The sequence below is a fragment of the Hymenobacter citatus genome (assembly GCF_014333615.1).
Taxonomy (GTDB): Bacteria; Bacteroidota; Bacteroidia; order Cytophagales; family Hymenobacteraceae; genus Hymenobacter; species Hymenobacter citatus.
In genome coordinates, this window is sequence record NZ_JACSCY010000028.1 from 1 (window position 1) to 25980 (window position 25980).

Sequence of the window (25980 nt, forward strand, 5' to 3'; positions counted from 1 at the left end):
TTGAATTTGCAAGCATCCGGCAAAAACTTTTTTTTGTCGGGCCGACTCGTTGCCAAGCGCTAAGAGTCCTGCTTGTCGGTTCAACCCACCCGCGTTTCGGTTTGGGAGTGCAAAAGTGGTGGTTGATTCGCAACTTTCCAAATGCGCTGGACTAAAAAAAAGCGCTATAAATTGTAAGGCTTTATTTATCAGGCAAAAAAAGAGTGGGGCACAAGCTACATAGCTTGTGCCCCACTCTTTTTTTGCCTGATACTCTTAATTAAGATGTAACGTACTCACTCTATCAGGCCCTACGCTCACGATACTAACTGGAACTGATAAGTTCTCTTCGAGGTAGCGCAGATACTCTTTTAACGATTGAGGTAACGCTTCTGGATCCGTGATTTTTTGGAGGGTAGTGCGCCAGCCAGGCAAGGAATGATAGATTGGCGTTACATTCTGTAATGTACCGTAGTCTGGAAATTGGTCGGTTGTCTCACCATTGGGTAGCTGATAATGCGTACACACCCGAATTTCGTCGAACTCGTCCAGCACATCTGCCTTCATCAAGTGAATCTCTGTTACGCCATTCAGCATGATGCTATAGCGTAAGGCAGGCAAATCGATCCAGCCACAACGACGAGGACGCCCAGTAGTAGATCCGAATTCGTGACCGGCTTGACGAATTTGCTCTCCTACCTCATCATGTAGCTCGGTGGGGAAAGGCCCGCTACCCACACGCGTGCAGTAGGCTTTGCTTATGCCGTATACCTTGTCGATATGGCTAGGTGCTACGCCTAGGCCGGTACAAGCACCTGCTACAATAGTGCTAGAAGAAGTAACGAAAGGATAGGTACCGAAATCAATATCCAGCATGGCTCCCTGAGCCCCTTCAGCCAAGATCCGTTTGTTTTGCCGTAACAAGTCGTTTAGCAAATACTCTGTATTAGTTAGCTGTAGCGTGCGCAAAAAATCAATAGCAGAGAAAAACTCGGCTTCGTGCGCTTCTATAGCCAAATCTTGCTGGTAGAAAGCAGCTAGTTGGGCATGGCGAGCAACTGCCTCTGCGTAGCGCTCTTTGAAATCGGGCAATAGGATGTCGCCTACCCGTAGGCCTGTACGACCTACCTTATCTTGGTAGGTAGGGCCAATACCTTTCAGGGTAGAGCCAATCTTTCCTCCTCCCCTAGCCTCCTCCAGAATGCGGTCTAGGGCGCGATGCGACGGAAGGATCAGTTGGGCTTTTTGCGAGATGAAAAGATTCTCGCCCCATTGAATGCCACGATCCGTCAGCTTTTGCAGCTCTCCACGAAACACAACCGGGTCGAGCACTACCCCATTGCCGACTACATTAATAATGTGTGGATGGAAAATACCGGATGGCACTTGGTGTAATACATGTTTTACACCGTCGAAAAATAGAGTATGGCCTGCGTTGGGGCCACCCTGAAACCGGGCAACTACATCGTATGTGGGGGCCAACACATCGACAATTTTTCCTTTCCCTTCATCTCCCCACTGTAGTCCTACGAGTACGTCAACTGGCATTAGTTTGCAGCTTTCAAGTGTTCAGCCGCCGATGCTTCATCGGTAGCAATAGTGAAAATGGCGTTTAGCTTAGTGATAAGCAGTAGTTTCTGCAACTGCTCGGACGGTTTTATCAAGACCAACTCGCCGCCTTGGTTGCGGAATTTGGTTAGAACGGATACCAACACACCAATACCTGTGCTATTGATGAAGCGCACGGCGGACAGGTTGATGGCACAAAATCGGATGGCGTCACCCAAGTATTCGTTGACGATTTGCAAAATTTGCTGGGAATCGGGACTCCCGATTAGGTCGCCGGAGAGGCGCAGGTACAAAATGCCATCTTCGACGGCAGAGCTACTATTCATTCGGCTGAAGAGTGGGCTGCGGCTTTGGCACGGCAGTCACCGCACACCCCATATAGGTTTAAGGAGTGATGCAAGATATGGAAATTCAAAAGTTCACCGACCATTGTTTGAATACCGTGAATACGAGGGTCGCAGAACTCCACTACTTTGTGGCACTCCGTACAGATCACATGGTCGTGCTGACGGTAGCCATAGGACTTCTCATACTGAGCTAGGTTACGGCCAAACTGATGCTTACTCACCAAGCCGTGTTCGACCAACAAATCCAGCGTGTTATAGACAGTAGCGCGGCTTACTTGCAGTCCTCTGGTCTTCATACCCGCAAATAGTTCCTCCACATCAAAGTGACCAGTGCGGGAATAGATTTCCTCTAAAATAGCGTAGCGCTCCGACGTTTTGCGCAGTCCTTTATTTTCAAGGTAGGCGGTGAAGATTTTCTTCACTTCCTCAAATTTTTCTTTGTCAAGCATTGAATGGTCTTCTTTAGAAGGTGAGTAAAAGGGGTAGGAGCTAGAGTACTGAACTCCTTTAGCTAGCCTCTACTACCCAACTAAACGCATCTTCTTTTATACCTTTTTAGACTTTCGATTTTTATTTATGCTTTTATGCACTTTTCAACGGACAGTATCGAACCGTTCGACTCCAAGTACACCGCGCACTTTGCTGAGGCGCTGAATCATTTTATTAAGATGATCTGTGTCATTTACAAACACCATAATCTGCCCTTCGAACATTCCGTCGTTGCTATCCACAGTGATGGAACGCATATTTACTTTTAAGCTATTGGAAATGACCTTTGTTACATCATTAATCAAACCCATCCGGTCGGAGCCTTTGATATGGATGCCAGCCAAAAAAGCTAGTTCCAGTTGATCGGTCCATTTGGCGCGCACAATGCGGTTACCATAGTTCGACATAAGCTTAACCGCCTGCGGACAGGATGTGCGATGGATAACAATGCCTTTGTCAGCCGTCTCGAAGCCAAACACATCATCACCGGGAATAGGGTTGCAGCACGGTGCAATGGTATAGTCGAAGGTATTAGTATGCTCGCCGATTACGAGCATATCAGCACGTACGCCACGTGCTTTTTGCACCTCATGGTCGAAAGACTTGGGTGCGAGGATGGAAGACTGCTGAGGCGCTATTTCTTCATCAAATAGCTCTTCCTTAATCTCACGACCATCGAGCTGGCCAATAGCTAAGCGGTAGTACAGCTCCGGCAGACTATGTACATGAAAATGCGTTAGGAGTCGGTGTAAGTTTTCAGCTGTATTTGCAACACCAAGTAGCTCCAACCGCTTTTCTACCAGGTAGCGACCATCTTCCGACTTAGCTTTCTTGTCGTCTCGTAGGTATTCTTTGATGCGGGAGCGTGCCTTGGAAGTCGTTACATATTGCAACCACTCCTCGGTAGGACGTTGCTTGTGCGAAGTCAGTATCTCTACTTGGTCGCCGTTGCGGAGCTGGTAGCTGAGCGGTTGCAGCTTTTGATTGACTTTAGCACCAAGACATTGCAGGCCAATGTGCGTGTGAATCTCGAAAGCAAAATCCAGCGCCGTTGATTTGTCGGGTAGGATGATAAGCTTGCCTTTGGGTGTGAAGGCGTAGACTTCCTTTACGAATAGATTTTGGCGAAATTCGTCCATGAACTCCAAGGCGCTGGAGTTATTAGTTTCGAGCATTTCGCGCACCTTGTTGATCCAAGCTTCCAAGCTCGATTCGGCCTGCGAGGTGGCGGCATCCTTGTATTTCCAGTGGGCAGCATAACCTTTCTCGGCAATTTCGTCCATACGCTTGGTGCGCACCTGCACCTCTACCCATTGCCCAGAACGTGACATGACGGTGGTGTGCAACGACTCATACCCGTTGGTTTTGGGCGTGCTCACCCAGTCGCGTAGGCGGTCGGGATTGGGTTGGTAAAAGTCTGTAACAATGGAATATACTTGCCAGCAGGCTGCTTTTTCCTGTTCGTAGGGCACATCCAAAATCACGCGGATAGCAAACAAATCATACACCTCTTCGAAGGAGACATTTTGCTTGCGCATCTTCCGCAGAATGGAATAAATGGATTTCGGCCTACCCTTGATTTCGTAGTGAAAGCCCTGAGCATCCAGCTCCTCATCTATAGGCGCCACAAACTCTTTAATAAAACGGTTACGGACGCTCTGGCTTTGACGGACTTTGTTGCGCAGCTCATTATACACCTCCGTATCAGTGTACTTCAAGTATAAATCCTCTAGCTCACTCTTAATAGTGTATAGTCCTAAGCGGTGAGCCAGTGGAGCATAGAGGTAAATGGTTTCGGAGGCAATCTTGAGTTGTTTATGGCGCGGCATCGAGTCGAGCGTGCGCATATTGTGCAGGCGGTCGGCAAGCTTGATGAGAATTACGCGCACGTCTTCCGAAAGCGTGAGCAGCATCTTGCGGAAGTTCTCCGCCTGCTCCGACGTACCGTAGTCGAACACGCCCGATATCTTGGTTAGCCCATCTACAATGCGCGCTACTTTAAAGCCAAATTCACGCTCTACGTCACTGATTTCCCAAGGCGTGTCCTCTACCACATCGTGTAGCAGCGCCGATACGATGCTGGTAGTACCCAGCCCGATTTCTTCTACCACAATCTGCGCTACGGCCAACGGGTGCAGAATGTATGGCTCGCCGGACTTGCGGCGCATATTTTTGTGCGCTTCCAGCGAGGTATTGAATGCCTTTTTAATCAGCTTGGCATCGCCTTCTTTAAGAATAGGCTTTGCCGTGCGTAATAGACGACGGTAGTGACGCAGAATCTCATTACGTTCTGCTTCGGGGTCGATAGGGGTAGCCATAGATGCAAGTGGAGCACCGCTCCGGGTAGGCAGAGTAAGAAACGAAGGTACAACATAGACCAACAGCGGAAAGCCTGTAAAAGGTTGTCTTTTTGACTTTCGATGCTTTGTCTGCACTCATTATTACACAAACACTTTATTTTGCTTTTGGATATTAAAAACAGTTGCGTAGCTTTGCGCCCCCAAGGCAGAAGGCCGGGATACGCGGATGTGGCGAAATTGGTAGACGTGCCAGACTTAGGATCTGGTGCCGCAAGGCGTGTGGGTTCGAGTCCCTCCATCCGCACTTATTTATAGTATTCGTTTCTGGTTCATGCTAGAAACAACAACAGAAGCCCTCAACCCACCCGTTGGGGGCTTTTCTTTTTCAACCACGTATTCATCCGCCGTGGGGAACGGCCAAGCATAATAGCGCAAGCCCTACCCTACTTCTAACCGACGACCTGTTTTGGACATTACCCTCGACAAGAAAGACGACCAGCTGAGTGCCATCCTGACAGTAAACCTGACGGAAGCCGATTATGCTGCCAATGTAGACCAAAAGATTAAGGACTACGCCAAAAAAGCGCAAATCAAAGGATTCCGCCCAGGTAAAGTGCCCGCTGGCTTGGTGCGCAAAATGTACGGCAAAGGCTTGCTGGCCGATGAAATCAACGAGCGGTTGGGCAAATCGGTAGATGCGTATATTAAGGAGAATAACCTGCGCATTCTGGGTGAACCCATTCCGGTGCCGACGGATGTTGATTTCGACAACCAGAAAGACTTCAGCTTCCAGTTTGAGCTGGGCTTGCTGCCCGAGATTGAGCTACCTGCTGATCAGAGCATTACGGTAGACCGCAACCAGGTGTCGCTCGACGAGGCTACCCTCACCGAGACCTACGACCAGATTGGCCGTCAGTTTGGCGAAAGCACCAACCCCGAAGTTTCGGAAGCCAACGACTACCTCTACGGTCGCCTGAAAAAGGCTGACGCTGAGGAAGAAGGCAACGTGGTACTGCTCCCCATCAACAAGGTGAAGAATGGCGCGGAGCGCTTCATCGGCGTGAAGCCGGAGGACAGCATCACCTTCGATCTGAAAGATGCTTTTGACGGCGACGTATCAGCTATTGCCAACTTCTCGGGCCTGAGCAAAGACGAAGCTGCTGAGGTAAGCGGTGACTACACGCTGACGGTGGAGAAAATCAACCGCACCGACGCTGCTGAGTTTAACCAAGAGCTGTTTGATAAAGTGTTTGGCAAAGACGTTGTGACTTCGAAAGAAGAGTTCGACGAGAAGGTGCGCACCACTATCCAAGAGAACTACGACCGTGAGGCCGACAACTTGGTAAACCGTCAGATTATCGACAAAGTAATTGACAGCCTGCAGGTTGATCTACCCAAAGAGTTCTTCAAGAAGTGGCTGGTACGCGCCAATCAGGGCAAACTGACGGCTGAGCAGGTAGACGAGCACTACAACGACTACGAGCGCGAGCTGAAGTGGTCGATGGTGCGCAACAAAGTGGTAGAAACGGAAGGCTTGAAGGTGTCGAACGACGAAATCGTAGACCGCACCATTCAGAAAATCATGGGCCAGTTCAACCTGCCCGAGGTGAACGAGGAGCTGCAAGCATCGATGCGCAGCTTTGCCGATAACTACCTGCGCCAGGACAACGGCAAGAACTACGTGGACGAGTATGAAGCCATTCTGGCAGAGAAAGTACTCGAAAACCTGCGCGGCAAAGTTGTTGTTAACGAAACACCGATTACGGCCGAGGACTTCCGCAATCAAAACCAACAAGCAAGCTAATTTGCCGCTCTAGGTTTTCAGGTCAACAAAAAAGCCCTTACTTGCCGTAAGGGCTTTTTTGTTGACCCATAGTTTTCGTTGAACTCATACTACCTTATTTTTTCCCATGCTGAATAAACAAGAATTCCGCAAGTTTGCTGTGAAAGGCCAAGGCATGAGCAGCCTGGGCGTTGACCAATACATCCAGCACGTAGAAGGCCAGACCCGCAACGGCCTGATGCTACCCACGGGTATGACGCGCTCGGTAATTGAGGAGCGCCCTACGCGCTTTGCTGAAATTGACGTTTTCTCGCGCCTGATTATGGACCGCATCGTGTTCTTGGGCACGGGCGTTGATGATTATATCGCTAACATCATCACGGCGCAGCTGCTGTTCCTGGAGTCGGCCGACGCGAAGAAGGATATCCTGCTCTATATCAACTCGCCCGGTGGCTCGGTGTATGCCGGCCTGGGTATCTACGACACGATGCAGTACGTGAATCCTGATGTAGCTACTATCTGCACCGGCTTGGCTGCTTCGATGGGTGCCGTATTGCTGGCTGGTGGTGCCAAAGACAAGCGCTCGGCCCTACCCCACGCCCGCGTCATGATTCACCAGCCTTCGGGTGGCGCGCAGGGTCAGTCGTCGGATATCGAAATCACGGCCCGCGAGATTTTGAAGCTGCGCAAGGAGCTGTACGACATCCTGGCCATGCACACTGGCAAGACTTATCAAGAAATTCACGATAACTCGGACCGCGACTACTGGATGCGTGCCGATGAGGCCAAAGAGTACGGCTTGATTGACGAGGTGCTGGAGAAAAAGAAAGACTAGGTTTCTAGGATTTTTCTGAACGTCATTTCGACCAGCGGGAGAAATCTTGCGTGCTCCGGTAATTACTATCCGGCGTCAGCACGCGAGACTTCTCCCGCTGGTCAAAATGACGGTTTTTATCCACCCCCACCTTGTGAATATAAAAGCCCGCTATTGGCCTCAGGGTCACTCGGCGGGCTTTTTGCTTTGGGCGGATTTCCGATTTGTGGCAACTTTTTTTTGCTCGCTGGGCGTTGGCCTTTTCGTACCTTTGATAACCGGTTGCATTTCTACCGGTTCTACCCCCTATTTCTGAGAGTCCTACAATGGCAGATATAACGTGCTCCTTCTGCGGCAAAGCCAAAAAAGAAGTTTCGGTCATGATTTCCGGCATCAATGCCCACATCTGTGAGCGGTGCGTGGGTCAGGCCCAGCAGATATTGAACGAGGAAAACAAGATTCGCTCGAACAGCAAAGCGCCCAAGTTCAATCTGGTGAAGCCGCGCGAGATGAAGGACTATCTCGACCAGTACGTGGTAGGGCAGGACGAGGCCAAGAAGGTGATGTCGGTGGCGGTATACAACCACTACAAGCGCCTGATGCAGAAGCCACAGAAGGATGATGTGGTGATTGAAAAATCGAATATCATCATGGTAGGCGAAACCGGTACCGGCAAAACCTTCCTGACGCGCATGCTGGCCAACATCCTGCAAGTACCTTTCTGCATAGCCGATGCTACCGTGCTGACAGAAGCCGGCTACGTAGGCGAAGACGTAGAAAGCATCCTGACGCGCCTCCTGCAAGCCGCCGATTACAACGTGGAAGCGGCCGAGCGCGGTATCGTCTACATCGACGAGATTGACAAGATTGCCCGCAAGAGCGACAACCCTAGTATCACGCGCGACGTGAGCGGCGAGGGTGTGCAGCAGGCCATGCTGAAGCTGCTGGAGGGCACTACCGTGAACGTGCCCCCGCACGGTGGCCGCAAGCACCCCGAGCAAAAAATGATTACGGTGAATACGGAGAATATCCTGTTCATCTGCGGCGGTGCCTTTGTAGGCATCGAGCGCATCATCAAAAACCGCCTCAATACCAAGCCCATCGGTTTTGCCAAAACGCAGCTGGAGGAGAAAATCGACACCGAAAACTTCCTGCGCTACGTGACGGCCCAGGACCTGAAAGCCTTCGGCCTGATTCCGGAGCTGATTGGTCGCCTACCCGTGCTCACGCACCTCAACCCCCTGGACCACGCTACCCTGCGTAAAATCCTGACCGAGCCGAAGAACTCCATCGTGAAGCAATACCAGCGTTTGTTCCAGATGGAAGGTATTGAACTGAGCTTCTCGGAAGACGCCCTGGAATATATCGTGCAGCGCGCCGACGAATACCGCCTCGGCGCCCGCGGCCTGCGCAGCATCTGCGAAAGCATCATGACCGATGCCATGTTTGATATGCCATCGGATGCTGATGCGAATGAATTGGTAATTGATGCAGATTATGCGCGTAGCAAGTTTGAGCAGTCGCCGCTGAAGCAGTTGCGGGCGGCGTAGGTGTATCTCGGAAGCTAAAAACATAAGGGTTTCGCGATAAATATCGCGAAACCCTTATGTTTTTAGCTTCCGAGATACGAGAGCAAAAATCAACTTAGCATTTATTCTACTCTGCTGAGCTGATTAAAGAATGATTAATTGGATGTCGCCAAAAACCTTTTTGAATCTCAATAAAAACATTTGTATCAAATTCAGCCTTAATACCAAAAGTAGCATTAAATGGGAACAACCAATCGCCAACCAGTTCCATACCTTCTACATTAGCCGTTATCATCATAAATTTTGTATAAAATTTTTTACGTCCACATTTTTCACCAATTATATAATACCCTAAAGCCTTACTGCCTGTCACGTCATAAAAGAGTTCGATAAGACCACAGTCACTGAACGAAGGCCGATACGTATCTAACGGCAATCCTTTTACCCAGTCATTAGCCTTTTCCGATTCTTTTAACAAATCAGTAAAGGTGGGCAGTTGTTTGATACTTTCTGTTCTACTTATTGCCGCTAGTATCATCTGTCTATAAGACATAATTTTAGAAATTATAAATTAAGTATTATTTATTTCAAATACCCAACCATTAGCATCGCCGCTTTTTCCGCCGCGTTGTGCCTACCTAGCTTCTCACGCAATTCGGCGTAGCCGGCTTTCTGCTTGGTAATAAACTCTTCGTCGTCGGTAATTTTCTTTAGCTCCGTAACGAGGTTTCGAGAGTTAAATTCACCCTGAATCAGCTCCTTTACCACCTCACGGCCGACGATGAGGTTGACGAGTGAGATGTAAGGCACTTTGATAACCGCTTTGCCGATGGCGTAGGTAACGGCGCTGGTGCGGTAGCACACCACCTGCGGCACGCCAAACAGGGCCGTTTCCAGGGTAGCGGTGCCGCTGGTAACGAGGGCGGCGGTGGCGTGTCGGAGCAGGTCGTACGTTTGATCGAAGAGGATGCGGACGTTGTTGCGCTCGAAATGAGCGTAATAGTTGGGGTCGAGGTTATCGACGCCGGCCACGATGAACTGGTAGTCGAGGAAAGGTGGCAGGATGGCTACCATCTCGTAGAGCATTTCCTCTATTTCTTGCTTGCGCGAACCGGGTAGTACCGCAATAATCTTCTTCTGCGGATCAAGATGGTTGCGCTGGTAGAAATCGGGGGCGGTGGGGTGCTCGGCCACGGCATCGGCAGTGGGGTTGCCGATATAGTCTACTTTATACCCAAAGCGTTGGTAGAACTCCTCTTCGAAAGGTAGGATAACAAACATCCTGTCAACCAGCGCCTTTACCTTGTGTACCCGGCTTTGGTTCCAGGCCCATATCTTAGGCGAGATATAATAGAACACCTTGATACCATGCTCCTTGGCAAACTTTGCCACGCGCATATTAAAGCCAGCATAGTCAACCAGAATAACGACATCGGGCTTATAGGAGAGTAAGTCTTTCTGGCACTCTTTGAGGTAGCCCCGAAATTTGAGTAGGCTGGTGGCTGCCTCCCAAAAGCCCATGATGGCCATTTCCTGGTAGTGGTGCACCATAGTCCCACCCACGGCTTGCATCATGTCGCCACCCCAAAAGCGAAAATCGGCGGTGCTATCTTGCTGCTGTAACTGTCGCATCAAATTAGCAGCATGAAAATCGCCGGAACGCTCGCCTGCAATCAGGTAGTACTTCATCTTTTTAATTAACAATTGTGCATTATTAATTAGGAATTGTTAATTAAAATTCGACTTTAACTAAAACGATAATAGCTCGACTTTTAATTACACCTTCTTAATTATTAACTATTCCGTTTCGCCGTAATATTCGACGAAGTTGCGAGGGGTTTCGTAAAGTTTGAGGCAGTGCAATTGTGCCGATGTAATGCTAGGTAGTTCGCGGGCCAGGATTTCCCAGAAAGCTATGACCAGGTTTTCGGTGCTGGCCATTTTATCGACCATAAAGGGCACGTCCAGGTTAAGGTTTTTGTGGTCTACCTGGTCGATAATGTGCTGCTTGATGAGGGTGCTCAGGGCTTTTAGGTCGACTACGAAGCCGGTTTCGGGGTCAGGATTCCCCTTCACCGTTACTATCAATTCGTAGTTGTGGCCGTGCCAGTTTACATTGGCACAGGGGCCAAATACCTCGTGGTTGCGCTCGTCGCTCCACTTTGGGTTATATAGTTTGTGAGCAGCGTTGAAGTGCTCCTGGCGGCTGATGTATATCATGGGTACTGGGGTGTTAGGGCCTGATGGACCAAGGGACTAAGAAATTGCGTTTGATTCTGGTGAAGAGTTGTTGACTGGTCAACCAGTTTCCAGACCCTCTACCCCTTAGCCTCTGAAAGATCTTGCTACCCTTTTTTTCGCAGCAAATATACGAAGAACGGCACGCCGAATAGGGCCGTGACCAACCCAACAGGTAGGCCGGCGGGGGGGTAGAGCAGGCGGGCCAGCAGATCACAAGCCAGCAGAAAATTAGCTCCCACAATAGCACAGAACAACAGATTCAATGGCCCCGTGACGCCCAGCACCCAACGCGTGATGTGCGGAATCATCAACCCAACGAAGCCGACAGGTCCGCAAAGCGCTACTATACAACCAGTAAGCACCGAGGATGTGAGCAGCAGCAACCACCGCGTGCGGGCCACCGGGACGCCTAATGCCTCGGCGCGCTCCTCCCCTAGCAGCAAGATATTCAGCTCGTGGCGGCGGAAGGTGAACAGCAGTAGGGCTCCGGCCAACGCCACTGCCGGGTAGGGCAGCAATTCCCAACCTGCCCGCTCGAAACTACCCATCGCCCAGAAAACAACGGTGCGTAGCTTTTCCTGACTGCTAGCCATAAACGTGAGCACGCCCCCAATAGCCGTAGTGAGCGACCCTACTGCCACGCCGGCCAGAAGCAGCTGCGCGGGTAGCAACTGTCCGCGCCGGGTACCCAGCAGCACCACCACCAAGGTAGCGCCAAAAGCACCCACCAGCGCCGCTAATGGAGGAAGATAAATACCTGCTACCGTGAGGGTAGGCACCAGCGCGAAACACAGAATAGCCCCCAGCGACGCGCCCGAGGCTGTACCCAGTAGGTAGGGGTCGGCCAGCGGATTGTTTACCATCGCCTGCATCAGATACCCGCTGAACGCCAGGCCACCACCTGCCAGCAGAGCCAACAGGATGCGGGGTAGTCGAAGCTGCACCAGCACCAGTTGAGCGGGGTCGGTGGGATTGTAGTGCAGCAGGGCACGGCCGATGAGGGCGTAGCTGGTATCGTAGCTGCCGATGCGTAGGCCCACCGTTATCAGCACCAGCAGCACTAGCAGGCTACCCAGCAGCCAAGGCGCGGGGCGGCGACTCATACGGCGGGCGGCGCCCAGATCAGCCGGTGCAGCTCCCGCACCGATTCTACGACGCGCGGGCCGGGCCGGCTCATTAGGTCGTCAGTGGCGTCGTACACGCGGCTCTGCCGATAGGCCCGGATGCGGCGCAGCTCAGGGTAGTTTTTGAAAAAGGTGCTATCCATTTTCCCGAACCGGCCACCTAGCAACATATCAGGATTTAGCTTCAGAATATACTCGCGGGTGAGGGCCGGGTAGGGCTGGGCAAACTGTTCTACTACGGCATTCTGTCCGCCCGCCAGCCAAATTTTATCCGTGAACAGCGTGTTTTGCCCATACACATAGATAGGGTCTTGCCACGTAATAGCCAGCACGGCCGGGCGCGAGGTAGGCGCGGGCAGCTGTTGCACGGCTTGCAAAGCAGCCGACAGCGAATCGGTGAGGTGGCGGGCGGCGGCGTCGCGGTGCAGGATGCGGCCCAGGTCGCGGAGGCCACGCAGAATGTCGGCCACCTTCTCGTAGCGCTGGTAGTACACGGGGATGCCCAGCTTTTCGAGGCGGGCTGCATCATCTAGGGAGGTGATGCCTTCTACGGTAAACACCACGTCGGGCTTTAGGCTGACCAGCCGCTCTATATCCAAAGGGTAGCTGTTGACGATAGGTTTGCGCAGGGCCGCGGCGGGGTAGTCGCACACCTGCGTACGGGCCACAATGGTAGCCGTATCGGCCACGGCAAACAGCATTTCGGTCATGGAAGCGGCCAGGGACATGATGCGGCGCGGCTGGGCAGGCACTGTCACGGGGCGGCCCAGGTCGTCGTGGAGTTGTTGGGGGGCGGCAGCGGTTGTAGCCGGTGGCCGGTCGGGCTGGCAGGCCAGCAACAGCAGGAGCGAAAACAGGAGGCAACGAGGCATATCGTAAAAGTACGGAGCCCGCGGCGGAGGTCAACTTCGGAACGCCGATTCCGTTACGGTAGCACTCCACGCTACTTTCTTACTTTTGTCGCAAACCCTACTCCTATGATCGTAGTTACTGGCGCGGCCGGCTTCATTGCCAGCTGCCTCGTCACCCGCCTCAATGCCGCCAACTTCAACGACATTGTGGTGGTCGACAATTTTGCCGTGGAGCACAAGCTGCCCAACCTGAGCGGGAAGCGCTTGAAAGAATACGTGGACCGCAACGAGTTTTTCGACTGGCTGGACGAGCATCACGAGCAGGTGGAGTTCATCTTTCACCTGGGTGCCCGCACCGACACCACCGAGCAAAACCGCGACGTGCTGGATTTGCTCAATCTCGATTACTCCAAGCAGATGTGGCAGGCCTGCTGCCGCTACCAACTGCCGCTGGTGTATGCCTCCTCGGCGGCTACCTACGGCCTGGGCACCGTGGGCTACGACGACGACGAAGCTCTGCTGCACTTGCTACAGCCGCTAAACGCCTACGGCGACTCTAAAAACGACTTTGATAAATGGGCCGTAGCGCAACCCGAAAAGCCATTTTTTTGGGCTGGGCTGAAATTCTTCAACGTGTACGGCCCCAACGAATACCACAAAGGCCGTATGGCCTCCGTGATTTTGCACGCCTACCAGCAGATTCAGCAAACGGGTTCCATGACGCTGTTCCGCTCTCACAACCCCGACTACGCCGATGGGGAGCAGAAGCGCGATTTTATCTATGTGAAAGACGTGGTGGAAGTTTGCTACTTCCTGATGCAGACGCGCCAGCACTCGGGCATCTATAACCTGGGTACCGGCGAAGCACGCACCTTCCTCGATCTGGCTCTGAATACCTTCGCCGCCCTCGGTCGTACGGCCGATATCCAGTTTCAGGATACGCCTGAGGTTATTCGCGACAAGTACCAGTACTTCACGCAAGCCAATATGGAAAAGCTGCGTAGCATCGGCTACGACCGTCCTTTTACGCGCCTGGAGGATGGCATTGCTGACTATGTGCAGAACTACCTAGTGCCTAATCACTACATGTAATCCTACCCTACTCTCACTAGCAAAGGCCCCGGCGATACGCATATCGTCGGGGCCTTTGTAGTTATGCAGCTAGCTCCTGATTGTCGTCCGTCGGAAACATGGGGCGCAGAGTAGCTTCTGCAGTGGGTACAACGTCAGCTTCAGATGTCACTTGCCGGCGCAGGGCACGCAGCAACAAGTATTTGTACTCTGCCGCGTCGGCCAGGGCAGCTTCTATGGCGCGCACGGCCTCTTCATAGGCCACTACCGGCACGTTTTCGGCTTCTTCGCCGGTGGGGTAAGTAAGATAAAAAACCGGGGCTTCGAGGTATTCAGCAGCTGATTTCATACGATATAGTAAGTGGGGTACGTGTAGGTTTTGTGGGCTGCTTATACAACAAATGCCTTAGCCAAATCATTCGATTTTGCTAAGGCATTTAGTAGAATTTTTCACATAAAACAGTTGCGCCATTTACTACTGGCTACCGGCTAATCTGGTATAATTTGCAAGGCTATTTTGCCGAATTGTGCGCCGTCATCCATATGGCGCAGGGCAGCTTCGCCTTCCGCCAGCGGAAAGGTTTTGTCAATGACTGGCTCCAGCTTTTTGTCGCTTACGAACTGCAACAGCCCGGCAAAATCCTGCTCCGTGCCCATGGTAGAGCCCAGTATCGATAGTTGTTTCCAGAAGATCTTGCGGGCTGGCACTTCCGGAATATCACCCTGGGTGGCACCGTAGAACACGATGCGCCCGCCGGGCGAGGCAGCATCGATTAGGTTGTTGAAGCCTGGCCCAGCAGCGCTATCAATAATAACGTCGAAGCCACCGTTGGCCTGCTTGATGAGGGTAGCAGGCCAATTTTCGTCTTGGTAGTTGATGCCACCTTTGGCACCTAAGGACTTGGCTTGCTCTATTTTGTCCGCTGAGCTGGACGTTACCCATACCTCGGCGCCGCTGGCTACGGCCATTTGTAGGGCCAGCAGGGCCACTCCCCCGCCTACCCCCGATACCAGTACCCGCTCGCCGGCCTGTAGGTGGGCGCGGGTAAGCAGCGCCCGATACGCCGTGACGCCACCTAGCGGCAGCGCGGCCGCCTGCGTAAAGCTGAGGTGATCTGGCAACGGGTGCACGTAACGGGCCGGCACGCACACGTATTCGGCAAAGGTGCCATCGTGCGGCAGGCCCAAAATCTGGAAGTCTTTGGCCTGCGCGGCGGGATTATCGCCCCACTGCATACCGGGATTCACTAATACGGCTTGGTCGCGCAGCTTTTCGTCGATTCCTTCGCCTACTTCTGCAACGGTACCGGCACCATCGGAGCCTAAAATGCAGGGAAACTTCAGGCCAGCATACTGGCCTTTCTGAATCCAGACGTCGCGGTGGTTGAGGGCAGCGGCGTGCAGCCGAATGAGCACCTCGCCGGGGCCGGGTGTGGGGGTAGGAACTTCACGAAGTTGCAGGGGCTGATTGACCCCATCTAAAACAAGAGCTTGCATAAACCAGGTTGTGATGAGCAGTGAGAACAAAAAAACGCCAGAAGTGGCTATAGAAAGCGGGCCCGTAACGCTGGGGTAGGCAGCCAGCATGCTTCCTCCTGCCGACCAAACCACTGGTAGCGGTGACGCGCTACCCATCGGTAGGCGGCATCGCGTAGGCGGCGCGGCACCACCCGAAAAGCATACAGCCACCGCCAGCCTGGCAACTGCCGCAGAATGCGCAGCACGGCCTGTGAGTGCGTATAGGCGCGCCCGTTTTCTACCAATACTACCGATTCGGGAGTGGCCACTACCACGATGTTGTGCGCGGCCAGCAACGCTTGCCCTACCTCCGATTGCAGCGAGGCAAACTGAAAACGGGCCTGCGCGTCGCGGGCAATGACGAATTGCACGAAGCCATTGCACAGGTTGCAGACTCCATCAAACAAAATAATGGCAGGTGGTTGGGGCATGTGAGCTAGCGCAGGATCTTCCTGTAGTTACTTCCTGACACGGTAGAAATCCGTTTTTCGTTGCCTTCACTACCCAGTAGAAGCTGGTCGTTGCGATACGTAGCGCAACAACTTATAGACTACTAGCGGTTTTGCTAAAATAGCATCCTCGTTAATAACTCTTTAAAAGCCAACCCATACCATAATAGATAACGTACAAAATACCTGCTTTTACTAAAATATCTGCAACCCCGCTACCAACAATAAGCGTACAAGGGAGCTATTTGCCTTGAATGGCACCACTTGCATTCTTTCACCAATTCACCAAAAACGATGATTAAGAAGAATCGCTTCGCTTTGTTGGCAGCCGCTGTGCTGGCCAGCGGCCTGGGCTTAGGTGCCTGCAACACGACCTCAGAAATGGGTACGACAGACGGCACGACCACTACCGGCACTGAGTCGACCACCACGGGTACGGATGCCACCACAACGGGCACGATGAGCACTACGACTGGTACGACTACCGGCACAACGGATGCTTCTACCACTGGTACGATGAGCACCACAACGGGTACGACTACCACGGGTACCACTACGGGTATGACTACCACAGGCACAACCACGACTGGTACCACTACGGGTACGACGATGGGCACCACCACAGGTACCACAACGACTGGCACGACCACGGGCACGACGACTGGCACAACCGGCACGACGACCGGCACTCCTCAGTAGTCCCCAACATTATGCGACTATTGCCGGCCTAACGGCCTGCAAGCGGCCGGAAGCCTTATCCCCTGGATAGCGCTTTCGGCCGCTTTTGCGTATGGTAGGTCCGCCCTTGTGTGGTAGCAGCTACGCGTGTGGCTGGTAGTTTTGATTAGCCTTACTCATCTATGAATCGTGTAGTAGCTGTTATTCGGCGGCCGTTTGTGTTGGATGTGCGTGCGCTGGCGCTATTGCGGGTAGCGGTATCAGCCGTGGTACTCGTGGACTTAGCCATCCGCGCCACCGATTTGGAAGCACATTATTCCAACATGGGTGTGCTGCCGTTGCACGTTCTCTACGAGCACAACTGGAACCCCTACGAGTTTTCCTTTCATACCAGTAGTGGGCTGTGGCAAGTGCAGGCCATTCTGTTTCTGCTGGCCGCCGCGGCTGCCGTGGCCATGCTGCTAGGCTACCGCACGCGGCTGATGACCATCGTTTCGTGGGTGCTGCTGGTATCGGTGCAGAACCGTAATCCGCTGATTGGGCAGGGCGGCGACGATTTGCTGCGGATGCTGCTGTTTTGGGGCATTTTTCTACCCTGGGGTCGCGTATACTCGCTTGATAGCCGGCGGCAACCCTCGCCTACCAGCCTCACCACGTGCAGCGCCGCCACCGTTGCCTATATCGTGCAATTGGCCCTGCTCTACTGGTGCACAGCGCTACTCAAAAGCGGCGCCGAATGGACACAAACGGGCACCGCACTATACTACGCCCTCAGCCTCGACCAAATGCTACTCCCGGTGGGCCGGCTGCTCTACCCCTACCCCGAGCTGATGCGCGGGTTAACGTTTGCCACCTATTACACTGAGCTATTACTGCCCTTTGCGCTGTTTATTCCGTGGCGCGTAGCGTGGTGGCGCGGGCTATTTATTGGGGTGCTCGTATTGTTTCATCTGGGCATTAGCCTCACACTTTTTGTAGGCTTGTTTTTCCTGATCAACTGGGCTTCCCTACCCGGCCTGCTCCCGCCCACAGCCATGGACTGGCTGGAACGCAAGCTGGTACCGCCCGCCCAGCGCCTTGGCACGCGCTTGGGGCAGTGGCGCACCGGGTGGCGGTGGCCGACGCCTACTTGGCGTAGCCCGGTGCGGGTGCACCTGGCCGCCCACATCGAGCACGCGCCGCAGAGCGTCACGCTGCTTCGGGCCGTGCGCAATACGGTGGTGAGCGTGCTGCTGGTGTACATCTGCTGGTGGAATTTCGATACCGTTACGTCCAAGCGCTGGGCCATGCCGGAGCGAATGCAGTGGCTGGGCTATTTATTTCGCATCGATCAGCACTGGGGCATGTTTGCGCCGGCAGTTTTCAAGGATGATGGCTGGTATATTCTGGAAGGCACTACTGCTGCGGGGCGTAAGATAGACCTAAACCGGGGCGGGGCGCCGCTCACCTACACCAAGCCGGCCTCCGTGGTGAGCCTGTTCCCTAACGACCGGTGGCGCAAGTATTCTGAGAACTATCTGTTTGTGAGCAACGCCTTTATGCGGCCGTATTACTGCAACTACCTGCTGCGCATCTGGGGAGAAAACGCCAGACACCCACGGCTCAAGCAGCTGGAAGTCATTTATATGAAGGAAGTAACGCTACCCAATTATAAAACCACCAAGCCCACCCGCGAAGTGCTATGCGGCTGCGCGCCGTGAGGTGAGATGGTGAGATAGTGAAATGGTGAGTGGTGAAGTGGTGAGTTAGGAAAATGTCTGTCATCCTGAGCATTCCGCGCATCAAGCGGCGACGAAGGACCTTCTCACGTGAGAACGATAATCGTATTAACGACCTCGTTCAACTGGCATAAGGTCCTTCGTCGCCGCTTGATGCGCGGAATGCTCAGGATGACAGACATTTTCCTAACTCACCACTCACCATTTCACTATCTCACTATTTCACCCCTCACCCAACAGAATATCACAATACCAAAAGGCGCTTAGCGGTGCTTCTCCGACTGGTGCAGGGTAGGTACGCCGCACAATGTCGCCGCGCTGAAAGGGAATAGGATGCGGAAAGTAGGGGGCGTCGAAGAGGAAGGTATGGTACTCGCCATTTTCGCCGCAGGGGTCTACACCGGCGGGTAAGTCGCGGAGGAAGTCGGCGTCGAGTAGGCGGCCGCAGAAGCTGCGGTCGAGGTAGGCTTCGTTTACGCACACCACTACGGCCCGGAAACCCAGCGTCAGGTACTCGTGCAACAGCTCGGTGGCAGGGCGTTGCCACAGCGGGAACAGTGCTTGCATAGCTAGCCGGGTGAGTTGCTGCTCGCGGTAGGCGCGCAAATCTTCCAAAAAAATATCCCCGAATGCCACATGCAGGGTGCCCTGCGCCTGCAATTCCTGCAAAGCCGCCTGCATGTGTTGCTCGTATTCACTCATGCTGGGCGACTCGGGTAGGCGCACTTGGTGCAGGGGTAGGGCCAGGCGTTGGGCTTGCGCCTCCAGCAGTTCTACCCGTACACCGTGCATAGATACGCGGCCGTAGTGCGCATTTACGTTGGTGAGCAGGTGCGTTACCTGGTAGTAGTTGTTGCGCAGCAGATGGTAGAGCGCCAGGGCCGAATCCTTGCCCCCACTCCAGCTCATGGTTATCGAAATTGCCATTGGCCGAAGATACGCGCCCGCCAATTCTACTGGCTAAGCCGGCCGTTTGCTGGGTAGTTTACGTATAGCCTTTCTGACTCCACTTACATGACTAACTCCCGATGAAACGCTCTTTCTTCCTGTGCGCGGCGCTGGCAGCCGCCACCTTGTCTTTCTCTTCCTGCGACTACAGCAAAGGCCCCGGCAACGAAACCCAGCGCGAGGGCACCTTTGCGGAGGCCCCCGAAGCCCGCGCCACCGATACCGATATTGATAGCGTGAATGCAAAGGAAACGGTAACCACACCACAGGGCCTGGACTCGCCCGCCGACCAAGCTACCAAAGACACACCGCCTACCAGCAACAACGGCGCCATGGACGCCCCCGGCGGCCAGAACCCACCTGCTATGAACGGCAGCAATTAATTGCCTTTCTATCTTAATATCTGTAACGCAGAACGCCCCCCGGAACCAGTTCCGGGGGGCGTTCTGCTAATTGATTGCACCGGTTTTTAAGCCATCTGCCTAGCCTTGGCAGCTTGCTTCGCTTCTCGGTTCGCTTTCTTATCGGCCTTGGTAAGTTTGGTGCCTTTGCGGCCCTTCAAGATGGATAAGCCGCTGGTTACGGCAATACCATCTTCAATAATACCAGCCAGAATGGGTTGATTGGTGCTGCTAATAAGCTGTTTGCGGAAAGCCAGGGTAGCATAGCTAGTGGCCACAGCCGCCGCGCTACCAAGCAGAGCGCCGGCGAGGGCACTACCCTTTTGCGATTTATAGAGCGTAGCACCCAGCAGGGCACCCGCCACGGCCCGGCTGGGTAGTACACCAGCCGACGTACGGTCTGCGGCATCGGGCTGCTTGTCGCCAATCAGCTCAGCTCCAGCCAATACCGACAGCACATTGGCCGTAATGGAAGACTGCATAAAGCGCAGGGGCGAATTGCCGAGGTAGGGCGATTTATGCTTCACCAACGATTTACTCAACAAGGCTGGAGCCAGCATGCTGCGCATGCTGGCCACGGTAGCCAGCCCCAGCGTTTGCCAGAATTTATTTTTCATGATTCAATAGAAAGATGGAGGGAGTTATTTCCTGCCTTCTTTAACGGCGCAACTTCCTACCCGGACGAATATTCTGACCAAAGAATTCTGGCTACTCCTCTTTCGGCTGCGGCCCCTGCCCGGCGCGGGCATAGGCAAATGCCGCCAGCGGCGTAACGCTATGGTAGCCGTCGAGACCAGAAATACAGATGTCGGCGGCAGCGGCCAGGTGCAGCGAGCCGTCGGGTTGCAGCACCGCGTCGGGGAGGTAGATGTGTTCTACCGCTCCCACCAGCAGCCGCGTACCGTTAGCTTTTATCTCGATTTCCTCCTGCAAGCGCAGCCCTATGCTAATCTGGCTTTCCTGCACATAAGGCGCCGGAAAATCGTCGCGATATACCGGTGTGAACCCGCACGCATCAAACTCCGACTCCTCGGCCAGAAAGTTGGCCGACGTGTAGTGTGCCTGCGCCACGTAGGCAGCAGGCACGTGGTTGATGGTGTAGCAGCTCGTCTCCTGAATATTAGAATAAGTATGGCGCGGCACCGAGGTAGGACGCGTAACCATGCCCAACAACGGCGGGTTGGAACCCAGATGCACTACCGAGCTGAAGATAGCCAGATTGGTGTGCCCCATGGGCGAGGCCGTGCCGATGAGGTTGGCAGGCTTATAGCCGGTAATGGCATTGATGAGGTTGAGCCGGTAAATTTTCTCGTACGACTCGATATCGGCGGCGGTGATGTGGGGCATGAGTAGTGAAATTAAGGACGAAACGTCATGTTGAGCGAAGGCGTAGCCGTAGTCGAAACATCTCGCCCGTGAGTAATCCTAATCGTTGGAAATTACTGCTGCGACGGAGATGTTTCGACTACGGCTACGCCTTCGCTCAACATGACGTTCTGATGGGTCAGAGTAATGTTCTGGATTGTTTGCCTTCGTGGCCCTACCCTACCGCTGGTCTTCGGCCCAGGCGTCCATTTTGCGTTCCAGCACCGAGAGGGGCATCACACCATCCTTCAGTAGCTCATCATGGAAGGCACTAAGGCTGAAGTGACTGCTCCGCTCGCGGGGGTTGCGGGGGCGCAGCTTCTGCGTGGCCCCCAGCAGCTTCTGGTATTTGGCACGCAGCTCCTGAATTTTCAGAGCCCCCACCTTGTAGGAAAGCGCCTGACCCGGAATGGCCATGTAGCGCTCAATCTCGGCCGTGGCGCCCTGCTCGCTGATGGCCTCGTTTTCCATCATGTATTGAATGGCCTCCTCGCGGGTCATGCCCTTGGTGTGCATGCCCACATCTACCACCAGCCGGATGGCGCGGTGAATCTCGTCGCCCAGGGCGCCCATGCGCTGGTAGGGGTCGGTGTAGAGGCCCAGCTCCCGGCCCAGGCTTTCGGTATACAGCGCCCAGCCCTCGCCCATGGCCCCGTACCAGGCAAAGCGCCGGAACTTGGGCAGGCTGTCGTTTTCCTGCTGCAACGAAATCTGGTAGTGGTGGCCCGGAATGGCTTCGTGCAGAAACAACGACTCCATACCCGAGGTGACGTTGAACTCGCGGGCATTCAGAATCGGAATGTAGAAAATACCCGGCCGGGCGCCGTCGGGGCTACCCTGGTTGTACTCGGCAGAGGCCGATGCGGCCCGGAACGCCTCCGTTTGCCGAATCTCGAACGGCGTTTTGGGCGTGCGGCCAAACATCTTTTTCAGGTTAGGCTCAATGCGCGTCTGAATACCGCGGAAGGCGTTGAGCACCTGCTCGGAGTTTTGGTAGGGCGTGAACTGCTTATCGGTTTTCAGATGTTCAAAAAACGCTGCTAAATCGCCTTTAAAGCCCACTTTCACCTTAATTTCCTCCATCTCGCCCCGAATGCGGCTCACCTCGGCGCGGCCGGTCTGGTAGATTTCCTCCGGCGTTTTGTCGGTAGTAGTCCAGTAGTGCACGTAGTAACGGTACGTGTCGGCGCCATTCGGAATTTCGGAAATGCCAGTGGTGGTACGAGCCGCGGGCAGGTACTCGTTCTTCAGGAAATCGGCCAGTTTGCGGTAGGTGGGTACCAGCTGCGTGAGAATAGCCGCCTTATAGGAATCGACCAGCCGCTGCTGGTCTACCTCCGACACGCCCTCCGGAAACTGCTTCACTGGCGCAAAAAACAGACTTTTGGTGGGGTCGCTCACCACAAAAGCCTCCATCTGCGGAATCATCTTCTCCACCAGCGGCCGCGGCAGTACCACCCCCGTGCGCATCCCTACCCGGAAGTTGGCAATGGCTGAGTCGGCCCACACGGCGAAGCCCTTGGTGCGGCCCAGCCAGTTGTCATAGTCCTTAGCCGTTTTGAAGGGCTGGTTGCCCGTGCCCGCACCCAGTTGCCCCATGGTGAGGGGTAGGCCCCAGAACTGCTGAAACGGCATTTGCCAAGTGTTCAGCTTCAGCCCGCCCAAGCGGGTTTGCATCTCGTACTCAAAGATGTCGTAGCTGATTTTGTCGTTCTCGGCCAGCGAGTCGCGCTGGAACAGGTGCAACTGGTCGAGGGAGGTTTGGTAGAACGTGCGCAGCGAGTCCCGGAAGGCGTGCGTCTGGTCGTTGGGTAGGCGGTTGTTGAAGCGGTTGTCGCCCTGGCCCGTGGCCTCCAACGGAAAAAAGCGCGACTGTTGCTCCCAATAGTTGCTGTAGAGCGCCCGCAGGCTGGCGGGCTTGGGCACACGGGTAGAAGTTTCGGCCGTTTCGGCTGGTTTCTTTTTCTGCTCCGAGCAACTCAGCAGAAAGCAGGCCGCGGCACCGGCCAGTAAAAAATTCTTCATAAGGTAGGTAGGCAAGCTGAACAAGCGAGGGCGAAAAGATACGTGCTTTTGTGTGGGCCACCATTGCTAGCCCGCCACGCGGTTACGCCCGGATGCTGCCCGTCACATCGTCGCTGAGCGGCGACACAGCCGGCCCGAAGTAGCCGAGCAAGCGGCCGTCTTCACTAACGAGGTATTTCGAAAAATTCCAGTCGGGTGCCTGCTCGTTCCAGCCGTTTTGCTGGGCCTGGCTCAGCCACTGGTACACCGGATTCTGCGCCGGCGTTTTCACCACCACGCTTTTCTTCATCAGCGGGAACGACACCCCAAAATTCACCTGGCAAAACTGCTCAATGGTTTTGTCGTCGGCTTTTTCCTGCTCGGCAAAGTCGTTGGCCGGAAAGCCCAGCACCACCAGCTCGTCGGCAAACTGCTCCGAGAGCTGCTGCAATTCCTCGTACTGGTTGGTGTAGCCGCAGTTGGAGGCTGTGTTCACCAGCAGCACCTTCTTGCCCTTTAGCTCTGCGAAGGGTAGGGCCTGGCCGTTGTTGCGCTGCCCCGCCAGCCCGTAGAACGACACCGGCGCGGCAGCTGGCTGCTGACTGGTCAGCACCTTGCCCTTGCTGCTCGACTTCGACAGCCGCATAATCAGCGGGTACAGGAATTTCATGAGTTTCTGACGGAACGAAGCCATAGCGCTGCGGAATAACGGGAGGAGGCACATCCGGCACGCGCCGGATTTCTGGTAAAGATACTCCGTTGGGGCGGTGCTGGTTTTCCCAGGTTGAGCTGCCCGACCGTAGGGGCGCCTTGCAGGCGCCCGTCGTTGCTTCCCGCGCAGTTCGTTGCCAAGAGCCATTGCCTCACCAGAGGACACCACCGCCGCAACGCCCCCCCGGCATCCCGACCGGAGCAGTATATTGAAACGCCATTACCAACGCAACGGGCGGCTGCAAGCTGCCCCTACCCCCTCTTTTCTACACTGCCTATGCAGGCTTTCCTACCCATTCTCTTCGCCTTCATCATCGGCATCGGCCACGCCTTCGAGCCCGACCACCTGCTGGCCGTCAGCCAGCTCGTAGCCCGCCGCGACTCTACCCTGCTGGCCGTGAAAGACGGCCTCTACTGGGGCCTGGGCCACACCACCACGCTGGTGGTGTTCGGGGGGCTGATTCTGCTGGGCAAGGTCACGTTTCTGTCCAGTGGCTACTTCGAGGCGGCCGTGGGCGTGCTCCTGATTACGATGGGGGTAGGCCGACTACTCAACAAACAAAACTACACGCTGCCTACCCTCGTCACGCGCAACCGCCATCAGCTGGCCTATGCCATTGGCCTGCTGCACGGCCTAGCGGGTAGCGGCGCGCTGGTACTGCTGGTGATGAGCGAGCTACGCGACCCGCTCCACAGCCTAGCCTATATCCTGCTGTTCGGGCTGGGCTCAGTAGTCGGCATGTTCGGCGCGGCCGCCCTCATGAACATCCCCTTCACGCCCCGCATGCGCATCAGCCGCGTGCTCACCAGCTCGGTGGTGGTCGTTACGTCGTTGCTGAGTATTGGGTATGGGGGGTGGATGATTTATTCGAATGTGCTGACGTAGTTTGGCTTGCTGCTATCTAGAAGTATCTTGTCTTCCAAGTATTTTGTCATCCTGAGCTTGCGAAGGACCTTATCACGGTAGAACGACTGACGTATTAACGATTTGTTCTACTGTGATAAGGTCCTTCGCAAGCTCAGGATGACAGGCGTATTCACAACTTCACCATCTCACAATTTCACCACTCCCCACATGCACCTCGCCCCCAAAGACCTCGATAAGCTGGTGCTGCACCAGGCCGGCTTTGTGGCCCAGAAGCGCTACGCCCGCGGCCTGCGCCTCAACTACCCCGAGGCCACGGCCCTGCTCGCTACCCAGCTGCTGGAGTTCATCCGCGACGGCGAGAGCGTGGCCGTGCTCATGGACAAGGGCAAGCAGCTCCTCGGCCACGCCGACGTGCTGCCCGGCGTAGCCGACCTGCTACCCGAGGTGCAAATCGAAGGCACCTTCCCCGACGGCACCAAGCTCGTGACGGTGCACTACCCCATCTGCCGCGAACATGGCTCGCCGGAGCTGGCGCTCTACGGCTCCGGCCTCACCCGCCGCCCACCCCTCCCCGGCCCCGATACCGTCATCAACGCCCGGCCCGGCGAGTACCTGCTGGCCGAGGACGACCTCATCCTCAACGAAGGCCGCGATACCGTGGAGCTGGACGTGCTCAACCAGGGTGACCGGCCCGTGCAGGTGGGCTCGCACTACCCCTTCTTCGAAACCAACGCTGCGCTGGAGTTTGACCGCGCCGCCGCCTTCGGCTACCGCCTCAACATCCCGGCCGGCACCGCCGTGCGCTTCGAGCCCGGCGAACGAAAGCGCGTGACGCTGGTGGCGCTGGCCGGGGAGCAGATTGTGTATGGTGGCAATGGCTGGACGGATGGGAAGGTGGATGAGGAGAATAAGGTTTGGGCGTTGGAAAAGTTGATATAATACACATGATCTAAAACCAACCGTAGAAACCATGAAAATGCAGCATGTTAATTCATTCGATGATGTGACTATTCGTAATCTTTTTGGAAGTGAAGCTGGCGAAGACGAAGACATTTCTCGCTTGAAACAATATTATTTCAAAAGTGATATTTATGAGAGAGTTAAAGCGCCTATGCCTTTACGTATTTTAGTTGGCCATAAAGGAATTTGTAGGCTTCCCTGTCCGGTAGGCCAGTGAAAAATAGAGGTCAGGCGGCTTGACGAAACTCGGTTGGGGTCATAAA

Annotated in this window: 28 protein-coding genes and 1 tRNA gene; 11 read left to right on the top strand and 18 right to left on the bottom strand. The window is 54.5% G+C overall.

Annotated features, from left to right (window positions below):
* Window positions 1–255: 255 nt before the first annotated feature.
* The 4 genes from H8B15_RS20360 to H8B15_RS20375 all read right to left on the bottom strand — a co-directional run bounded on the left by H8B15_RS20360 (window position 256) and on the right by H8B15_RS20375 (window position 4702).
* Window positions 256–1527: an adenylosuccinate synthase gene (locus tag H8B15_RS20360; RefSeq protein ID WP_187321489.1), complete on the bottom strand. Its 1272-nt coding sequence runs from the start codon at window positions 1525–1527 to the stop codon at window positions 256–258.
* A complete protein-coding gene (locus tag H8B15_RS20365) occupies window positions 1527–1874 on the bottom strand; it encodes an STAS domain-containing protein (RefSeq protein ID WP_187321490.1) in 348 nt (115 codons plus the stop codon). The genes H8B15_RS20360 and H8B15_RS20365 overlap by 1 nt, the downstream gene beginning before the upstream one ends.
* Window positions 1871–2344: a Fur family transcriptional regulator gene (locus tag H8B15_RS20370; protein ID WP_185280762.1), complete on the bottom strand. Its 474-nt coding sequence runs from the start codon at window positions 2342–2344 to the stop codon at window positions 1871–1873. The genes H8B15_RS20365 and H8B15_RS20370 overlap by 4 nt, the downstream gene beginning before the upstream one ends.
* Window positions 2345–2488: 144 nt before the next feature.
* Window positions 2489–4702 carry a RelA/SpoT family protein gene (locus tag H8B15_RS20375; protein ID WP_187321491.1) on the bottom strand — a complete coding sequence of 738 codons (2214 nt, stop codon included), beginning with the start codon at window positions 4700–4702 and terminating at the stop codon, window positions 2489–2491.
* A 204-nt stretch (window positions 4703–4906) separates the two neighbouring features.
* On the opposite strand from H8B15_RS20375, the gene H8B15_RS20380 reads away from it, so the two are divergent.
* From H8B15_RS20380 to H8B15_RS20390, 3 genes are all read left to right on the top strand, one after another.
* Window positions 4907–4988, top strand: a tRNA-Leu gene (locus H8B15_RS20380).
* A 162-nt stretch (window positions 4989–5150) separates the two neighbouring features.
* On the top strand, window positions 5151–6488 hold the full coding sequence (gene tig / locus H8B15_RS20385) for a trigger factor (RefSeq protein ID WP_187321492.1): 1338 nt from the start codon (window positions 5151–5153) through the stop codon (window positions 6486–6488).
* Between the two features lie 106 nt (window positions 6489–6594).
* Window positions 6595–7302, top strand: a complete 708-nt coding sequence (locus H8B15_RS20390; protein ID WP_258048881.1) for a ClpP family protease — start codon at window positions 6595–6597, stop codon at window positions 7300–7302.
* A gap of 22 nt (window positions 7303–7324) precedes the next feature.
* On the opposite strand, the gene H8B15_RS20395 is transcribed toward H8B15_RS20390, so the two are convergent.
* Window positions 7325–7663 (bottom strand): hypothetical protein, encoded by a 339-nt coding sequence (locus H8B15_RS20395; protein WP_187321514.1) that lies wholly within the window; start codon window positions 7661–7663, stop codon window positions 7325–7327.
* On the opposite strand from H8B15_RS20395, the gene clpX reads away from it, so the two are divergent.
* On the top strand, window positions 7608–8831 hold the full coding sequence (clpX, locus tag H8B15_RS20400; RefSeq protein WP_187321493.1) for an ATP-dependent Clp protease ATP-binding subunit ClpX: 1224 nt from the start codon (window positions 7608–7610) through the stop codon (window positions 8829–8831). The two genes, H8B15_RS20395 and clpX, sit on opposite strands and share 56 nt — an antisense overlap.
* Before the next feature lie 106 nt (window positions 8832–8937).
* On the opposite strand, the gene H8B15_RS20405 is transcribed toward clpX, so the two are convergent.
* The 5 genes from H8B15_RS20405 to H8B15_RS20425 all read right to left on the bottom strand — a co-directional run bounded on the left by H8B15_RS20405 (window position 8938) and on the right by H8B15_RS20425 (window position 13047).
* A complete protein-coding gene (locus tag H8B15_RS20405; protein WP_187321494.1) occupies window positions 8938–9363 on the bottom strand; it encodes a hypothetical protein in 426 nt (141 codons plus the stop codon).
* 29 nt (window positions 9364–9392) lie between these two features.
* Window positions 9393–10499 (bottom strand): lipid-A-disaccharide synthase, encoded by a 1107-nt coding sequence (gene lpxB, locus H8B15_RS20410; RefSeq protein WP_187321495.1) that lies wholly within the window; start codon window positions 10497–10499, stop codon window positions 9393–9395.
* A gap of 108 nt (window positions 10500–10607) precedes the next feature.
* Complete coding sequence (locus H8B15_RS20415) at window positions 10608–11030, bottom strand: 6-pyruvoyl trahydropterin synthase family protein (protein ID WP_187321496.1); 423 nt, start codon at window positions 11028–11030, stop codon at window positions 10608–10610.
* A gap of 125 nt (window positions 11031–11155) precedes the next feature.
* Window positions 11156–12154 carry a FecCD family ABC transporter permease gene (locus H8B15_RS20420; protein WP_187321497.1) on the bottom strand — a complete coding sequence of 333 codons (999 nt, stop codon included), beginning with the start codon at window positions 12152–12154 and terminating at the stop codon, window positions 11156–11158.
* Entirely contained in the window at window positions 12151–13047 is an 897-nt protein-coding gene (locus H8B15_RS20425; protein WP_187321498.1) for an ABC transporter substrate-binding protein, read from the bottom strand. Before H8B15_RS20425 ends, H8B15_RS20420 begins: the two co-directional genes overlap by 4 nt.
* Before the next feature lie 105 nt (window positions 13048–13152).
* Between H8B15_RS20425 and rfaD the strand changes: the two genes are divergently transcribed.
* Window positions 13153–14118, top strand: coding sequence for an ADP-glyceromanno-heptose 6-epimerase (rfaD, locus tag H8B15_RS20430; RefSeq protein WP_187321499.1), 966 nt, complete (start codon window positions 13153–13155; stop codon window positions 14116–14118).
* Between the two features lie 61 nt (window positions 14119–14179).
* Here rfaD and H8B15_RS20435 read toward each other — a convergent pair whose 3' ends face one another.
* The 3 genes from H8B15_RS20435 to H8B15_RS20445 all read right to left on the bottom strand — a co-directional run bounded on the left by H8B15_RS20435 (window position 14180) and on the right by H8B15_RS20445 (window position 16046).
* Entirely contained in the window at window positions 14180–14446 is a 267-nt protein-coding gene (locus H8B15_RS20435) for a hypothetical protein (protein ID WP_187321500.1), read from the bottom strand.
* A 140-nt stretch (window positions 14447–14586) separates the two neighbouring features.
* Window positions 14587–15594, bottom strand: coding sequence for a zinc-binding dehydrogenase (locus H8B15_RS20440; RefSeq protein WP_187321501.1), 1008 nt, complete (start codon window positions 15592–15594; stop codon window positions 14587–14589).
* A gap of 47 nt (window positions 15595–15641) precedes the next feature.
* Window positions 15642–16046 (bottom strand): thiol-disulfide oxidoreductase DCC family protein, encoded by a 405-nt coding sequence (locus H8B15_RS20445; protein ID WP_187321502.1) that lies wholly within the window; start codon window positions 16044–16046, stop codon window positions 15642–15644.
* A gap of 312 nt (window positions 16047–16358) precedes the next feature.
* Here H8B15_RS20445 and H8B15_RS20450 point away from each other — a divergent pair, with 312 nt between their 5' ends.
* Both H8B15_RS20450 and H8B15_RS20455 read left to right on the top strand, forming a co-directional pair.
* Window positions 16359–16763 carry a hypothetical protein gene (locus tag H8B15_RS20450; protein ID WP_187321503.1) on the top strand — a complete coding sequence of 135 codons (405 nt, stop codon included), beginning with the start codon at window positions 16359–16361 and terminating at the stop codon, window positions 16761–16763.
* Window positions 16764–16924: 161 nt separating this feature from the next.
* Window positions 16925–18442: an HTTM domain-containing protein gene (locus H8B15_RS20455; RefSeq protein WP_187321504.1), complete on the top strand. Its 1518-nt coding sequence runs from the start codon at window positions 16925–16927 to the stop codon at window positions 18440–18442.
* A gap of 240 nt (window positions 18443–18682) precedes the next feature.
* Here H8B15_RS20455 and H8B15_RS20460 read toward each other — a convergent pair whose 3' ends face one another.
* Complete coding sequence (locus H8B15_RS20460) at window positions 18683–19387, bottom strand: adenine nucleotide alpha hydrolase (RefSeq protein ID WP_246455781.1); 705 nt, start codon at window positions 19385–19387, stop codon at window positions 18683–18685.
* A gap of 101 nt (window positions 19388–19488) precedes the next feature.
* Here H8B15_RS20460 and H8B15_RS20465 point away from each other — a divergent pair, with 101 nt between their 5' ends.
* A complete protein-coding gene (locus tag H8B15_RS20465; RefSeq protein WP_187321505.1) occupies window positions 19489–19791 on the top strand; it encodes a hypothetical protein in 303 nt (100 codons plus the stop codon).
* 86 nt (window positions 19792–19877) lie between these two features.
* Here H8B15_RS20465 and H8B15_RS20470 read toward each other — a convergent pair whose 3' ends face one another.
* The 4 genes from H8B15_RS20470 to H8B15_RS20485 all read right to left on the bottom strand — a co-directional run bounded on the left by H8B15_RS20470 (window position 19878) and on the right by H8B15_RS20485 (window position 23848).
* Complete coding sequence (locus H8B15_RS20470) at window positions 19878–20426, bottom strand: DUF4126 family protein (RefSeq protein ID WP_187321506.1); 549 nt, start codon at window positions 20424–20426, stop codon at window positions 19878–19880.
* Between the two features lie 91 nt (window positions 20427–20517).
* On the bottom strand, window positions 20518–21156 hold the full coding sequence (locus H8B15_RS20475) for a flavin reductase family protein (protein WP_187321507.1): 639 nt from the start codon (window positions 21154–21156) through the stop codon (window positions 20518–20520).
* Window positions 21157–21354: 198 nt separating this feature from the next.
* On the bottom strand, window positions 21355–23199 hold the full coding sequence (locus H8B15_RS20480; protein ID WP_187321508.1) for a DUF885 domain-containing protein: 1845 nt from the start codon (window positions 23197–23199) through the stop codon (window positions 21355–21357).
* An 82-nt stretch (window positions 23200–23281) separates the two neighbouring features.
* On the bottom strand, window positions 23282–23848 hold the full coding sequence (locus H8B15_RS20485) for a glutathione peroxidase (RefSeq protein ID WP_246455783.1): 567 nt from the start codon (window positions 23846–23848) through the stop codon (window positions 23282–23284).
* A gap of 318 nt (window positions 23849–24166) precedes the next feature.
* On the opposite strand from H8B15_RS20485, the gene H8B15_RS20490 reads away from it, so the two are divergent.
* From H8B15_RS20490 to H8B15_RS20500, 3 genes are all read left to right on the top strand, one after another.
* Entirely contained in the window at window positions 24167–24775 is a 609-nt protein-coding gene (locus H8B15_RS20490; RefSeq protein ID WP_187321510.1) for an urease accessory protein, read from the top strand.
* Between the two features lie 189 nt (window positions 24776–24964).
* On the top strand, window positions 24965–25696 hold the full coding sequence (locus H8B15_RS20495; RefSeq protein ID WP_187321511.1) for an urease subunit beta: 732 nt from the start codon (window positions 24965–24967) through the stop codon (window positions 25694–25696).
* 31 nt (window positions 25697–25727) lie between these two features.
* Window positions 25728–25934, top strand: coding sequence for a hypothetical protein (locus H8B15_RS20500; RefSeq protein WP_187321512.1), 207 nt, complete (start codon window positions 25728–25730; stop codon window positions 25932–25934).
* Window positions 25935–25980 lie beyond the last annotated feature (46 nt).